The organism is Streptococcus sp. HMSC034E12 (assembly GCF_001835915.1).
Classification (GTDB): Bacteria; Bacillota; Bacilli; order Lactobacillales; family Streptococcaceae; genus Streptococcus; species Streptococcus vaginalis.
This window is the reverse complement of sequence record NZ_KV826426.1, coordinates 36,198-48,989: the sequence shown is the minus strand read 5'-3', so window position 1 is coordinate 48,989 and position 12,792 is coordinate 36,198. Positions and strand designations below refer to the sequence as shown.

Genomic DNA, 12,792 nt, shown 5'->3' with positions numbered 1-12,792 from the left:
GTTTGATCTAAGTGGTAAGAGTTTGTAGAATTAGAAAAAAATCAATATTTATAGTATTAAAGTAACTTAGAGAGTTGATTATTCAACTCTCTTTTTGTTTGTTTAAAACAAGTAGGAAAGGAGAAGTGTTGATGAAATATAAAAATCCCTTATTACTAGTTTTAAGAAATTAAGTCACCTTATTTCAGTATTGACTATCCAAATATTTATTAAAGTATGAATGAAGAGTGATAGCTATGGAAAAAAATATTTTTTATGAACAGTTGATAAAGAGTGAACCATTAGGCTTCATTGACCCGTTCGCTGATTTAGGAGAATTTGATCGATTTCAGCTAAAGTTCAAAAGTCCAGTAAGAGAATTAGTAAATAAGTATTCAGGTGAACGCTATAGCTCACAATGGCAAAAGAAAATAGAAGAGATGAGAAGCCTCTACATTCAATATCAGATAAGTATTAGAGCAGATGATACAGAAAATACTTTTGAAACAAAAGTTAGAAAGCAATCTGATAAAGAGAGTTTTGAAGAAGATGTTATAACATACCTTAAATTGGGCTTTCGTTTTGCAGAAATCGAAAAAAAGATGAATCGTTCAAATAAGCGATTGCGTAATCAATGGAAACGTAGTCAATATGTAGAGACTCATCCTGCAGTAATCTATAATAAGCAAGATTTACAAGCTGGTTATGCAAAGTCAAAAAATTATTTATCAGGAAGTATAAAACTGAAAGGATAATTATGCAACTAGAGACAATTTATCATCTCATCTTAAAAAATGGGATTAGAAATTATAAGTTTAAGAACAGTCAATTAAGACCTAAAACTTCTCCTGAAGAAGAGAATAAAGGTTCTATTTTTGGCTATCGTTCTAAAGATGATATGGTTCATGCTACTGGAGTCGTTTTAACCTCGTTAGAAGCGATTCTAGAGAATCGAGATAGATTTACTCATTGGACACCAAATGTTTATCGATATGGAGCTTATAGTGACAAAAAACGACGAATTACACGAGGACACAATGAAGAGAATCTTAGACAAATTAACACCTTTTACATTGACTTTGATATTACTTCATCAGCTGAAGAAATGTCCTCTGGAGACATCCTGAATGCGGCAATGGATTTAGGATTTATGCCAACGCTCATTTTAAAATCAGACAAAGGTTATCAAGCTTACTTTGCATTGAAAGAGCCAGCTTATGTGACAGCTCATTCAAATTTCAAAGTCATCAAAGTTGCGAAAGAGATCTCTCAAAACTTGAGAAATCATTTTAGAAAAACCCTTCCAGTTGACTTAACCTGCAATCACTTTGGAATTGCTAGAATCCCTCGCACAGACAACGTAGAATTCTTTTTTGAAGACTATACCTATTCGTTTGAAGAATGGCTTCAATGGTCTATGAAACAGTCAGAATTTAGCTTCTCAAAACGGAAAGCAAATCTAACTGTTATCACAGGAACGGAAGGCAAAAAACAAATTGATGAGCCTTGGTATAGAATGCTGATGAATGAATCAAATATCAAGGGAGCTAAAGCCCTGATGGGAAGAAACAATGTCTTATTCACTTTAGCGCTTGCGAACTATTCATCAGGTGTCTCTCAGGGCGATTGTGAGACAGTTTTGGGACAATTCAATTCAGGATTGGACGAACCACTCTCTCAGGACGAATGTCTGAAGGTTGTCAAAAGTGCTTATTCTGGAAAATACGAAGCTGCTAGTAGAGATTTTGTTCTCTTGCTTTGTAAAGCTTGGGTGGATAAGAAACTAACAATTAGTGATCTTTTTATTCGACAAGGTTGGAAGAAGTTTAAGAAACCTCGACAAGCAAGAAAAAATAGTCATCTGCATGAATGGAAAAGTGATGTCATGAACTATTTAGAAAGTCTGTCACAAGAAGATACTGATCCATTTCTTCAGACGACAAAGAAAGCGATACGAGAGGAACTATCAATTCCAGAAAGAAGTTTAGATAAAGTATTGAAAGTTTTGAAGAAAGAACAAAAAATCTTTTTGAAAGTAAAATCTGGTCGAGGTGGAGGTATTCGAATTGCTTCTATCAAATCTGTTCTTTTATCTGTTATTCAGATTAAAAGAGAGCGTCAGGAAGCTTATTTTGCCAATATAGCCACTTTCTTTGAAGAAAGATTAGGATTTATCCAACAGGTACTTCAAAGAGCAGAGATGGCTTTTAAACAGGTTCAAGAAGTCTCTTTGTTTGAGGTTGACGTAGGCTAGATCGAAAACCCGCAAACTCCCATTACATTATATCTAGGATACCGTGAGGGATTTGTGAGCAGAAAAATAGATGTAAAAAAATAATAATCTATTAGTAGGAAAATATTTCTATGCTAGAAAAACTAAGAAAGAAGATAGAACAAAATCTTTATCAGCTTATAAACATAAATAAGAGCTTAGGAGAACTTTGTAAAAGTCAATATGAATTATTGCTACATACTAGTTCTACTGAAGAGGATTTTGTAGCTTTAAATAATGATATAAGATTCATTATTGAATTATATGAAAAGGAAGGTTGAGAGTGATTATGAAATCAATTCTAAGGTATCCAGGAAGTAAATGGAAAGATTATTGACTTGTTTCCAGCTCATAAGAGCTACCTAGAACCATTCTTTGGAAGTGTAGCAGTTTTATTTAATAAACCTTCAAGTTCAATTGAAACGGTCAATGATTTGAATGATGATGTTGTCAATCTTTTTCAGGTAATTCAAGCAACTCCTAAAGAGCTAAGCGAAAAACTCTTTCTGACACCTTATAGTCGGACTGTTTATAACAGGGCTTGGGGACTAAGCCTCACAACGAAGTTGACAAAGCAGCTAATTTTATTATTCGTTCTTTGATGTCTCATGGCTTCCGCAATTTTGAAAAGTCTGGTTGGAAGCGTGATGTGAACGGTCGAGAAAGAGCTTATGCGGTGAATCATTGGAATGAACTTCCTGAAATTATCCAAGAAGCAGCTATCCGCTTAAAACAAGTACAGATTGAGAACCGGCCGGCTTTGGATTTAATTTCAGAATATAATCGTGAGAATGTCTGTATGTATCTTGATCCACCTTATGTTTTGAGTACGAGGACAAGAAAACAATATACAGTAGAGATGGAAGATCAGGATCATCAAGAGTTATTAGAAATATTGAATCAATCGAAAGCTAAAATATTACTTAGTGGTTATGACAGTGATTTATACAATAAGCAGCTGAAAAACTGGGAAAGAGTAGAGTTTCTGGCAACTGCAGAACATGGCTTGTCACGTACAGAAGTTCTTTGGATGAATTTTCAACCGAAAAAGCAGTTGGAGTTATTTTAGGAGGATAAATGAAATTTTTAGATTTATTTGCGGGTATCGGCGGGTTCCGCCTTGGGATGGAATCAGCCGGGCATGAATGCGTAGGGTTCTGCGAAATAGACAAGTTCGCCAGAAAATCCTATAAAGCTATACACAATATGGAAGGAGAAATAGAACTACATGACATCACAAGAGTATCAAATGAGTCTGTTCGAAGAATCGGAAGTGTGGATGTTATCTGTGGAGGATTTCCGTGCCAGGCTTTCAGCATTGCAGGAAACAGGCGAGGTTTTGAGGATACACGAGGAACTTTGTTCTTTGAAATTGCAAGGTTCGCATCTATTCTCAGACCTAAATATTTATTCCTTGAAAACGTCAAAGGACTGCTCAACCACGACGGAGGAGCTACATTCGAGACCATTCTCGGAGCCTTGGATGAACTGGGGTACAACGTGGAATGGCAAGTGCTTAACAGCAAAGATTTTGGAGTCCCCCAAAATCGGGAACGTGTGTTTATTATCGGACATCTTAGAGGAAGAAGTATCAGAGCAATATTTCCTCTCGGCGGAAATGACAAAACGACTGATTGCAAACAACAAAAAATCAAAAAAGTAGGAAATATTCGCAAAAAAGGCAAATCGCAAAGCGGCGATGTTGTCTCAATAGATTCACTTGCCCCAACGCTATGTAGCACCACTACTCAAAAAGACCCTTTGAAAGTGGCGATACCAGGAGGTCTCGCGCCAACTCTTTCAACCATGCAAGGAAGAGGGCAAGAGCCAAAGATTATTCAAAAGGCAAGGGGATTTAATAAAGGTGCTCAGCACAGCATAGCACCTACTTTATCCAGCAATAGCTGGCAAGAGAATAACTTGGTCAAAGTTGTAGACTTTTACAACAAAATCACAAAAGATGAGGTTGGAACATTAACATCAAGTGGGGGAGGTAGCACTGTTCGAGCTGGAAGTTTTGGAATAACCGATGGCTATCGTATTCGCAAGCTAACACCTCGTGAGTGCTGGAGGTTACAAGGATTCCCTGATTGGGCTTTTGATAAGGCGCAAGAGGTCAATTCAAACAGTCAACTATACAAACAAGCAGGAAACAGCGTGACGGTAAATGTGATTGAAGCAATTTCAAAAAAATTTGAATGATAAGGAGAAATAAAAATGAAATTAAAAATAAATAGAAATCTATTGGTGTCCGCTTTTGTGAGAAGCACAATTCTATTCATTGTGCTTGGTATCATTAGTTATTATCTAATAGATATTTTTGCTGCTAATAAAATTCAAAATAATAATACTTATCGAATTGTCCAACTGAAAAGCAAAACTCAACATATTGAAACCAAAAATGAAAAAACAGTTTATACAATTACTCTGAGTCAGTATGATAAAAACAAAGATGTATTTTCCATTCCTATCAATTTGGAAACCTATACCAAACTTAGTTGGTATTCTTCTCCTTTAAAAGGCAATTTCTTGTCAAGCACTTATGTTACTTATACATCTAAAGGTGGTTTCGGTACAGTAGATGATAAAATTCATTTTATTTCTACAGCTCCAGAATTGAGAGAAAAATACGCACATTCCTACTGTTTTCTAATTATGATAAGCTATTTCCTTACTATCACTTGGATCTATATTGTAGAGAGTATTGATAAGGCTAGATTGGCTGAAGACAGTGAATTGGTAAAAATATACAAGGAGGAAAACAAATGAAATATATCATCTTTAGCTTTTTATTAGGGGACTATGTTCGTGATAGTGAAGAGAAGATTTTGGTTTTTGAAAGTCAAGGATTGGCTTGTCAGTATATTCAGAAGCACTACCACAAAGAAGAGCCTATTTCGACAACTAAGAAGTTTACTTGTTTGCCAAACTATTATGATGCACCGTTTCGGTTTCATAAAGTCAGCTAGAAAGAAGGAGTAGAAATGACTGAAAAGAAATATAAAATTCTTCGTGGCTATTATTTAACAGGCGTAGGTCAAGAAGAAGATGCTAATTATTTTAAAATGGATGACCAACATTCTGATTATGAATTTATTGCTGAAGGAGATATTTGTTTGACCTTCTATCAAAACCAAGACGTCATTACAAGTATTCCTGCTTTAATTCGAGTAGATCATATTATTAAATCAGACAATGTTGTATCTAGTCTGTTGAAAGCTGAAAAGAATGACCATCTTCCAATGCTTCCAATTGTTCAGATTTTTGATTCCTTTGATCCAAAGCTCCAAAAGAAAATGCAAAATACTTTTCAAGTATTAAACAGCCAAATAAAAGAATTGTCTCAATTTAAAATGATTCAAGGCAATTTATTTGATTTTCTTGAAGAAGAAGGAGGGGATTATGGTGAAAGATAAACTAATGTTTATGATCGGAATATTTGGATTGGTTTTATTGTTTGGTATGGCTATTTATAGCAGTTTCCAGTTTGATGCCCCTTATGACAGTCATTTAACTCAAAAGCAATACAACGATGTAGTACTTGAGCAAAATGTTCAGCTTGTCTTTTATAAAAAGACTTGTCCTTATTGTCGAGCTGCTAAAAATGCAGTGATTAAAGCTGCTAGTAAGAGTGATTATCCAACGTTTTATATCAATATTCAAACAAAAGAGGGACAAAAATTAGTGCATCAATATGACGTAAATAAAGCAGCTACCGTAGTCTCTATTCGTAAAGGAGTTATCAAGTCTTACTTGTATGCTAAAAAGAACAATAAGGGAGATTTCACAGCTAATAAACAGGCAATAAAGGAGGCATTCCGTGAGTAATTTATTTAATTTTATCGGGCATATTATCACAATGTCTGCTCTGCTGACAGCTTGGTTTTTTCCACTTTTTTATGTGACAATTGTTCGGAACTTTGAACAAGAAAAACGAATCTACAGAGCTTCTTTAGTGTTGATGATGCTTTTAAAAATCATTTATCCAGATAGTAAAATTCATCTTCGTCAGTGGAGGCAAGAAAAATGACAGATACAATAAAACAATTGATAAAACAACTTCAAGAAAGTGCAGTTATTCAGTTCTTTTACAGGATAAGAGAATGGTGTCAAGAAAATGTTGTGAAGCGAAAATTGATTACTTTTTCATTTCTGTTAGCTGCCTGGATTAGTCTGTTATTAGGCGCTATTTTTTCCCCGCAGCGTCAAACCGTTACAACAGACCAACTTGCGACTAAGCGAGTATTTGAAAACGGAACAGGAGAAATTAGTTTAGTTAAACAAATCTATTCTCCAAAAACAGGAGTGATTGTTCTTCAGTTTGAAACAACGGATTCTACTTCATCTATTGCACGTGGAATAGATAGTAAAAGGTTAAATTGGAAACTATATGCACAACATAAGTCTTCTGATACAAGTATGGAAGTAATTCCAATTACTGATAAAAAAATATCCGTCATTATCAAAAATGTTCCGAAAGGTTTTGGAGCTTTTGCGATTGATATTAAAAATAATAGAGTGACTACAAATCAAATTGATGTAGATATTTCTACGCCATCTAGTTCATCAGATGATGATTTTAAAGGCTTCAAACAAGAAGATAAATCTTCAGAAAATGTGGTTCAATTTTTTGTCACTCCACAAAACAAAAAAATGGAAATAGCAACTGTTAAAAATATTTCTCGTGAAGAATTTGCTCTTCAAGAAATTGAAGAAGAAATTGGTTTTCAAAAAGAGCAGATGAAGAAATTGACTCAATCGATAAAAAAACTAAAAGAACTCATCAAAGATAATGAGTCTTCTAAAGAAAGCTTGCTAACAGAAGCAAAATATTTATCAGGTGATGACTTAACCAAGAATCAAAAAGACATTGAACAGATTGATTCTGATACAGAAACGAAGAATCGTTCTATTGAAACAGCTAACCAAAATATAGATATTTTAAAAGAAAAAACAACTTCGCTAGAAAAGAAAAAGGCGGCTATCAAAGATGGTACATTTGAATTTTCAAGCCCGATAGAGACTGTAGAGATGAAATAACAAAATGTCGTAGAATTGAGTTTTTTAAATAGAAAAGTGACAACAGCTATTAGCTATAAAGCAGTCCAATTCGAGAAAGAAAATGAACGGTCTTTTATCGATTCGGATACAATTTATTATCCTATTTTTAGAGTTTTTTCTTTTGGAATAAAAGAAGATTTTGGTCATAAATTGATTAAATTCAAACTCAGTCGAAGAACTGCTTTTTCTACAATAGGAACAAAATAAAATGAAGGTGTTCTCCCTAATAATTTCATTTGGGAGCGTCTTTTTTTCTTAAAATAATTTTTATTTTTGTCAGGTAAAAGAATTTAATAAATTAGTTTTTTCTGATTTGTCCCATTAAAAACTAAAAAAAGAATATCTCTTATACTAAGTAAAATAGAATATAAAGGAGTGCTGAAATGGCAAAAAAGAACATCAATAAAATTAAATCAGAGCTTGAAGAAGCAAAGGCAAAAGTTATCGCTTTGGAAGCAGAACAGAAACTTGCGGAAGAAACTCTTCAAAAAGAAATTGGAAAAATTTATACGCAAATTCAATTCAAAAAAGATAAAAATTTGTCGTATGAAGAAGTTTTATCTAAGTTAAAATCTGAATTAACACTTGTAAAAGAAGAGGAAAAAGAACAACGTTTAGCAGCTAAAAAAGCTCGTGAAGAAGCAAAACAAAATGAAGCAAATACGCAAGACTTTTCAGTTGAAAATCATCAGAATTAACTCTTGAATAAATGATATGATGATTTATTTTTCAGGAATAGAAAGGTATGTAAATGTATGTATTCAACGTGTGACATTAACACACAGTGTAAGTAAATGTATTTATTGGTGTGTGTAAAAGTAGGTGAAACCGAGAAAATTACCGGTACCGGAAACGTTGATACTATCAACTCCACACAGAATGTGGGGACAGTTTCCCTTATGCTCTTTTTCCAAGCCTGAAACACCAAGAGGGCATTAGCTCTGCTGGAATGTTTGGGTGACGGAAAACCGCAAAAATAGAAAACTTGTTTTCGTGATGTTGCGAGTTTGAGGTTTTCTTTTTTGCTTCTTTTGGCTTTTGCCTCGTCAAAAGAAAAAAGAAGGACACTTTACTTTTTGAGAAAGGACGATTTAGTAATGGCAAATACCAAGCAAAATAGAATTGAAATTCGTGGATTATCGATTCATGAAATAAATTATCTTAAAGCTCTCTCTAAAAAAAATAAAGAAAAATCTTTTAATGAATTTTTACTTTCTATGTGTCGTGAAAAAATTGCGAAAGGACAATTTAATCATTCAGAAAGTTTATATTTAAGTCATTTAGAAAACATGAAATTGACTAATGATTTTATTTTAGCGCAGGTTCAAAAACAAGAAGAGCAGCTAAAAACATTTGAAGATAAAATGGAACAATATGCCAATCATATTTCTCGTTGGTTAGAATATGAAGGAGAGGTAGAAAGTGATGACTAGAGAAATCAAAATTCGGACTGTACCTAATTTAACATTTTCTCAACTTAAATTGATTTGCGAAAAATATGAGTTTCCTAGCTTTAATCAATTCATGCTTGACCAACTTCAAAACATCGTAAATAATGATGGATTGAATTTGTATCAGAATCAATTTGCGAAAACTTTATCAGAAATTAAATTTCAACAAAAAGAAATCTTAGATCAATTATTGAAAAATGAAATTCGTCAAATTAGTTTGGATGCGAAACAAGAAGTTGTCGAAAAATTGACGACAGATTGGCTACGATTTATAGATGATTTAGATGCTCTTGAAACAGAAAAATAATCGAAAGGAGTATAGATGAAGAAAAATAAATTTGCAGTAATTGCTCTCATTTTTATTGTAATTTTTTTAATTCAGCCCCAAAATCGTGAGCAATTAACTACCGTTTTTACCAAACATGATATTAAAGAGCAACTGGCTTTTACTGATTCACCTGAAGAAAAAAATTTTGCCATCAAAGACCAGTATCAAAAACAAAATACTGCCTTGAAGAAAAAAGTTTTTGACGGACAACAAGTGATATCTGTTAATAAAAAAGCTCAATTTACTTCTCAGGAATTGAGTTTAGAAAAAGGTGCTTGGGAACATTATTCAGATTTAGATTTTTTAGGACGAGTTGGTGAAGCGAATGCTATGTTAGGAAGAGAACTTATGCCGCAAGGAAAAAGAGAAGACATTTCTTTTGTTTATCCTTCTGGTTGGAAAAATAAAAAAATTATTTTTAACGGAAAAAAGGATTATTTATATAATCGATCACACCTAATTGCTTTTGAATTGAGTGGCGAAAATGCGAATGTTAAAAATTTATTTACTGGAACAAGAGCATTGAATGCTAACTTTTCGGCTGAAAAAAATTCGATGGTTTATTATGAAAATATCATTGCTCAGTATATTAAGACAACAGGTCATCATGTACGTTATCGAGTGACCCCGCTTTTTAAAAATGTTGAATTAGTCTGTCGAGGAGTTCGGATAGAAGCGCAAAGTATTGAAGACCAAACTATCTCATTTGATATTTATATCTTCAATGTTCAACCAAATTATGAAATAAATTATTTAACAGGAACATCACAAATAAAATAAAAAAGGAGTACGATAAAACAAATGAAATCGAGATTATCTATTTATTGTAATGAAGAAAAATTGCAGAAGTTTGAAGAGGTTGTTACTTATTTGGGAAGAGAAGAAAATAAATTTCTTTCTCACAAACAGACAGTTTCCTCAACGTTTACAATTCTACTGGAAACTTTTTATCAATTATTCATTGAAACAGGAAACGAAATGAGTTACTTTGAACGAATGGCTCGATTGAAACAGGACGTTGAAACTTCTCCAGATGAAAGTCAAAGAGCAATTAAACAGTTGAAGAAGCAGATGGATCAATTACTTTATCTTGAATTAACTAATTTCCATTCAATCACAAAGGGTGAGGAATGGGATGTGCAGGATTTAGAATCAGTTTATTCAAAATTAGATCCTAAACAACACGAATTATTGGCTCGAATTCAGGATGTGATTCAGGAAGACATTGCACGAGGTCAAACTGTCAAACATTCTCATTAAGGAGGTTTTAAGTGAGTGAAATAACGAGTCCAAAGATCACTTTTATGCTGCAATATACGGAAGCAAATGCTCAGTATGTTGACTATACAAATCGAGATGAAGCTGTTGAATTAGAGAATGAGTTATCTTTAGAAAATCACAAGCAAGTGATTGAAGATTTGACAGAAGAACAAATTAAAGAAATCAAAAAAGCTGTTCCTGAACAAAATTTAAATTTTAAAGAATACATTGATTATATGAATCGTTCTTATGCGACTGAACAACAAAATCAGGAATGGACTGCTGTCTTTAATCAAGATGCTAATTATCTTCAAACAAAACGTGTGGATCAATTAAAAAGAAATTTAGAAGAAGCTTATCAAAATGGGTCATTGCTTTGGCAAGGAGTCATCTCGTTTGATAATGAATTTTTGGCTCAAGAAGGGTTGTATGATAAAGCAACTGGTCATGTTGATCAACAAGCAATTAAAAATGTTATCCGTGAAGCTATGCCAAAAGTCATTCAAAAAGAAGGACTTTCAGATTCAGCTTTTTGGTGGGGAAATATTCACCTCAATACAGATAATATTCATGTTCATATTGGACTTTCTGAAATCAATTCAAATCGGGAAAAGATTTTTTATCGTCCACGTGGTCGAATGGAATATCGAGGTAACTTTTCTCAAAAAACTATTAAGCAGCTAAAAAGTGATGTATTTCATGGACTAATCAATGAACAGACTCGTAATATGATTGTCAGAAAAGAACAAGTTTTGGCTAATCTCAAATCTGATCTTTTAACAAATGTTTTTAAAAATAATCAAGTGACGCTTTCAGCTGAAAAAAATTTTTTGGAGCAGGCTTATAATCATTTGCCTTTTGAAAAACAATGGCGGTATGCTTCTAATGCGAAAGATTTTGCAGTCAGTAAATTCTTTATAAACAAATATCTTGACTCCTACTTTGAAAACGAAGGGAAAGAAGATTATCAGAAATTTCTTACGGAAACAAGAGAATTTTTAGAAATGTACGAAGGAGTTTATTCAGCTGAAAAAAATCAAACTTACGAAAAGCTGCGATACGTGAACGGAAAAGCTGTTCGCATCCAAGGACAGTCTAAAGGGTATGAGATTGAAAAATTGATTCATCGAAGAGAACATGAATTGAGAGAGCGTTTAGGAAATCAGATTCTACAAAAATTTAAGCAAGAGGTGCCTAGAATTGCCAATGTCGAACCTAAAAATAATATAGAAGACTTTTCTAAAGGAAATCAAGAAAGGATTCGACAACAGTGTCCAGATGCTACGTTTGTACACTTAGCTGATGTTTGGGAGAAAATGGGCTATCTTGTCCCTGAAGAAGCTATACCTATTATAATTTTAAAACCTGAAGTTAATGGAAACAAAGCTGAGAAGCCAACTTTTGTTCCAACTAAAGCTTACGACATTAGTCAAGTACAAGAAGATGTTCTGAATAAAAGAATGAATTTGAAACAGTTATCTTTGTTATCTTCAGATGAATTAAAAGAGCTAGTGGATGCTGCTAAAAATAAAGCAAATCGAACAGAGAAAGAGCGTCAGGAATTAGGAACTTTCCGCTATGCTTTAAAATTAAGTTTGTTAAAAGAGCAGCAGGCAACTTTGTTAATTCAAAAACGTTTATTAGAGCAGATGAACCCTTTAAAAAATGACCAAACTTTTGTTACTTTTAAAAAAATAGAGATAGAAGAGCGACTAAAACATATCGAATTTCAACTGACTCCGAATTTTAAACTAAAAAAGGGGGAGCTTGCAGAAAAAGAAAAACTATCTCAAAAATTTGAAGATAGTGTCCAATTTTCAATTTCAAAAGCTTCGGCTGAAAAAATCCAAGTCCCTATAAACCGTTTAAATGCTGAAATAAGAGCTGTTTCGTCTCTTGAAGATAAAAGTATCCTTTCCCTATTAAAAGGGCAGGAGATGACAAAAGAGGGCTATATAGATGAACTAAAGACGCATGTGACTATTTTTCAGGTGAAACATCGTATTTACAACAATAACCAGATTATTGCTGAGACTAAAGATGATAGTCAAATAAAAAACTTAAAAAAAGAAAACGTCATTCATTTTTCTGAATTAAAAAAATTATATCGGAAATTATTACCTGAATCTGAAAGTGAGAAACAAAGTAAAATCGCTCAAGCTGTTTCTAAAAGTATGCAAGAAAAGCAGCAGATAAGACAATTGAGTTTGCAACAAAGTCAAGCACCTTTAAAAATATCAAAAGATTTTATGCGTGGTTTGACTCTTGCTTTAAAAAATGCGGAAAAAGGAAATATGCGAGCCTTTATGGAAAAAGTAAGAGCCGATGAACGTGCTGAAAGAGAAGAGCAAGCGCAACAAATATAAAGTCCAAAAATAAAAAACGCACTAACAAAAATATATTAGTACGTCATGTTGTTAGAGAGCAACTCCCAAACTTTA

16 protein-coding genes and 2 pseudogenes are annotated in these 12,792 nt (G+C 33.3%); all 18 read left to right on the top strand.

The genetic code is table 11. The features are described 5' to 3' along the window. Nucleotides 1-236: 236 nt before the first annotated feature. The 18 genes and pseudogenes from HMPREF2574_RS00420 (at nucleotide 237) to mobP2 (ending at nucleotide 12,717) form a co-directional block, all read left to right on the top strand. Complete coding sequence (locus HMPREF2574_RS00420; protein ID WP_024052254.1) at nucleotides 237-734, top strand: hypothetical protein; 498 nt, start codon at nucleotides 237-239, stop codon at nucleotides 732-734. A 2-nt stretch (nucleotides 735-736) separates the two neighbouring features. Further along, a complete protein-coding gene (locus HMPREF2574_RS00415; RefSeq protein ID WP_024052253.1) occupies nucleotides 737-2,233 on the top strand; it encodes a primase C-terminal domain-containing protein in 1,497 nt (498 codons plus the stop codon). Nucleotides 2,234-2,343: 110 nt separating this feature from the next. Beyond that, nucleotides 2,344-2,532, top strand: a complete 189-nt coding sequence (locus HMPREF2574_RS00410) for a hypothetical protein (protein WP_003030140.1) — start codon at nucleotides 2,344-2,346, stop codon at nucleotides 2,530-2,532. Nucleotides 2,533-2,540: 8 nt separating this feature from the next. Further along, nucleotides 2,541-3,320 (top strand): annotated as a pseudogene (locus HMPREF2574_RS00405) (DNA adenine methylase). Between the two features lie 8 nt (nucleotides 3,321-3,328). Further along, a complete protein-coding gene (locus tag HMPREF2574_RS00400) occupies nucleotides 3,329-4,453 on the top strand; it encodes a DNA cytosine methyltransferase (protein ID WP_024052251.1) in 1,125 nt (374 codons plus the stop codon). A 15-nt stretch (nucleotides 4,454-4,468) separates the two neighbouring features. Then, nucleotides 4,469-5,020: a hypothetical protein gene (locus HMPREF2574_RS00395; RefSeq protein WP_024052250.1), complete on the top strand. Its 552-nt coding sequence runs from the start codon at nucleotides 4,469-4,471 to the stop codon at nucleotides 5,018-5,020. Then, nucleotides 5,017-5,220: a hypothetical protein gene (locus tag HMPREF2574_RS00390; RefSeq protein ID WP_003030137.1), complete on the top strand. Its 204-nt coding sequence runs from the start codon at nucleotides 5,017-5,019 to the stop codon at nucleotides 5,218-5,220. The genes HMPREF2574_RS00395 and HMPREF2574_RS00390 overlap by 4 nt, the downstream gene beginning before the upstream one ends. Before the next feature lie 15 nt (nucleotides 5,221-5,235). Continuing rightward, nucleotides 5,236-5,667 (top strand): hypothetical protein, encoded by a 432-nt coding sequence (locus HMPREF2574_RS00385; protein WP_024052249.1) that lies wholly within the window; start codon nucleotides 5,236-5,238, stop codon nucleotides 5,665-5,667. Then, complete coding sequence (locus HMPREF2574_RS00380) at nucleotides 5,654-6,079, top strand: thioredoxin domain-containing protein (RefSeq protein ID WP_024052248.1); 426 nt, start codon at nucleotides 5,654-5,656, stop codon at nucleotides 6,077-6,079. The genes HMPREF2574_RS00385 and HMPREF2574_RS00380 overlap by 14 nt, the downstream gene beginning before the upstream one ends. Then, on the top strand, nucleotides 6,072-6,281 hold the full coding sequence (locus tag HMPREF2574_RS00375; protein ID WP_024052247.1) for a hypothetical protein: 210 nt from the start codon (nucleotides 6,072-6,074) through the stop codon (nucleotides 6,279-6,281). Before HMPREF2574_RS00380 ends, HMPREF2574_RS00375 begins: the two co-directional genes overlap by 8 nt. Continuing rightward, nucleotides 6,278-7,291: a hypothetical protein gene (locus HMPREF2574_RS00370; RefSeq protein WP_024052246.1), complete on the top strand. Its 1,014-nt coding sequence runs from the start codon at nucleotides 6,278-6,280 to the stop codon at nucleotides 7,289-7,291. Before HMPREF2574_RS00375 ends, HMPREF2574_RS00370 begins: the two co-directional genes overlap by 4 nt. Next, nucleotides 7,292-7,519 (top strand): annotated as a pseudogene (locus HMPREF2574_RS00365) (hypothetical protein); the annotation flags it as partial. Nucleotides 7,520-7,695: 176 nt separating this feature from the next. After that, a complete protein-coding gene (locus tag HMPREF2574_RS00360; RefSeq protein ID WP_024052244.1) occupies nucleotides 7,696-8,010 on the top strand; it encodes a hypothetical protein in 315 nt (104 codons plus the stop codon). A gap of 399 nt (nucleotides 8,011-8,409) precedes the next feature. Continuing rightward, on the top strand, nucleotides 8,410-8,745 hold the full coding sequence (locus HMPREF2574_RS00355; protein WP_070654270.1) for a hypothetical protein: 336 nt from the start codon (nucleotides 8,410-8,412) through the stop codon (nucleotides 8,743-8,745). Then, nucleotides 8,738-9,070, top strand: a complete 333-nt coding sequence (locus HMPREF2574_RS00350; protein ID WP_024052242.1) for a hypothetical protein — start codon at nucleotides 8,738-8,740, stop codon at nucleotides 9,068-9,070. The genes HMPREF2574_RS00355 and HMPREF2574_RS00350 overlap by 8 nt, the downstream gene beginning before the upstream one ends. A gap of 15 nt (nucleotides 9,071-9,085) precedes the next feature. Then, a complete protein-coding gene (locus HMPREF2574_RS00345) occupies nucleotides 9,086-9,871 on the top strand; it encodes a DNA/RNA non-specific endonuclease (RefSeq protein ID WP_003030123.1) in 786 nt (261 codons plus the stop codon). A 21-nt stretch (nucleotides 9,872-9,892) separates the two neighbouring features. Then, a complete protein-coding gene (locus HMPREF2574_RS00340; protein ID WP_024052241.1) occupies nucleotides 9,893-10,351 on the top strand; it encodes a hypothetical protein in 459 nt (152 codons plus the stop codon). Between the two features lie 11 nt (nucleotides 10,352-10,362). Further along, complete coding sequence (mobP2, locus tag HMPREF2574_RS00335) at nucleotides 10,363-12,717, top strand: MobP2 family relaxase (protein ID WP_024052240.1); 2,355 nt, start codon at nucleotides 10,363-10,365, stop codon at nucleotides 12,715-12,717. Nucleotides 12,718-12,792 lie beyond the last annotated feature (75 nt).

Excerpts from the sequence above, each read along its gene's own strand:
- HMPREF2574_RS00420 (WP_024052254.1), top strand. The coding sequence starts at position 237 with ATGGAAAAAAATATTTTTTATGAACAGTTGATAAAGAGTGAACCATTA.
- HMPREF2574_RS00415 (WP_024052253.1), top strand. The coding sequence starts at position 737 with ATGCAACTAGAGACAATTTATCATCTCATCTTAAAAAATGGGATTAGA.
- HMPREF2574_RS00410 (WP_003030140.1), top strand. The coding sequence starts at position 2,344 with ATGCTAGAAAAACTAAGAAAGAAGATAGAACAAAATCTTTATCAGCTT.
- HMPREF2574_RS00400 (WP_024052251.1), top strand. The coding sequence starts at position 3,329 with ATGAAATTTTTAGATTTATTTGCGGGTATCGGCGGGTTCCGCCTTGGG.
- HMPREF2574_RS00395 (WP_024052250.1), top strand. The coding sequence starts at position 4,469 with ATGAAATTAAAAATAAATAGAAATCTATTGGTGTCCGCTTTTGTGAGA.
- HMPREF2574_RS00390 (WP_003030137.1), top strand. The coding sequence starts at position 5,017 with ATGAAATATATCATCTTTAGCTTTTTATTAGGGGACTATGTTCGTGAT.
- HMPREF2574_RS00385 (WP_024052249.1), top strand. The coding sequence starts at position 5,236 with ATGACTGAAAAGAAATATAAAATTCTTCGTGGCTATTATTTAACAGGC.
- HMPREF2574_RS00380 (WP_024052248.1), top strand. The coding sequence starts at position 5,654 with ATGGTGAAAGATAAACTAATGTTTATGATCGGAATATTTGGATTGGTT.
- HMPREF2574_RS00370 (WP_024052246.1), top strand. The coding sequence starts at position 6,278 with ATGACAGATACAATAAAACAATTGATAAAACAACTTCAAGAAAGTGCA.
- HMPREF2574_RS00360 (WP_024052244.1), top strand. The coding sequence starts at position 7,696 with ATGGCAAAAAAGAACATCAATAAAATTAAATCAGAGCTTGAAGAAGCA.
- HMPREF2574_RS00355 (WP_070654270.1), top strand. The coding sequence starts at position 8,410 with ATGGCAAATACCAAGCAAAATAGAATTGAAATTCGTGGATTATCGATT.
- HMPREF2574_RS00350 (WP_024052242.1), top strand. The coding sequence starts at position 8,738 with ATGACTAGAGAAATCAAAATTCGGACTGTACCTAATTTAACATTTTCT.
- HMPREF2574_RS00345 (WP_003030123.1), top strand. The coding sequence starts at position 9,086 with ATGAAGAAAAATAAATTTGCAGTAATTGCTCTCATTTTTATTGTAATT.
- HMPREF2574_RS00340 (WP_024052241.1), top strand. The coding sequence starts at position 9,893 with ATGAAATCGAGATTATCTATTTATTGTAATGAAGAAAAATTGCAGAAG.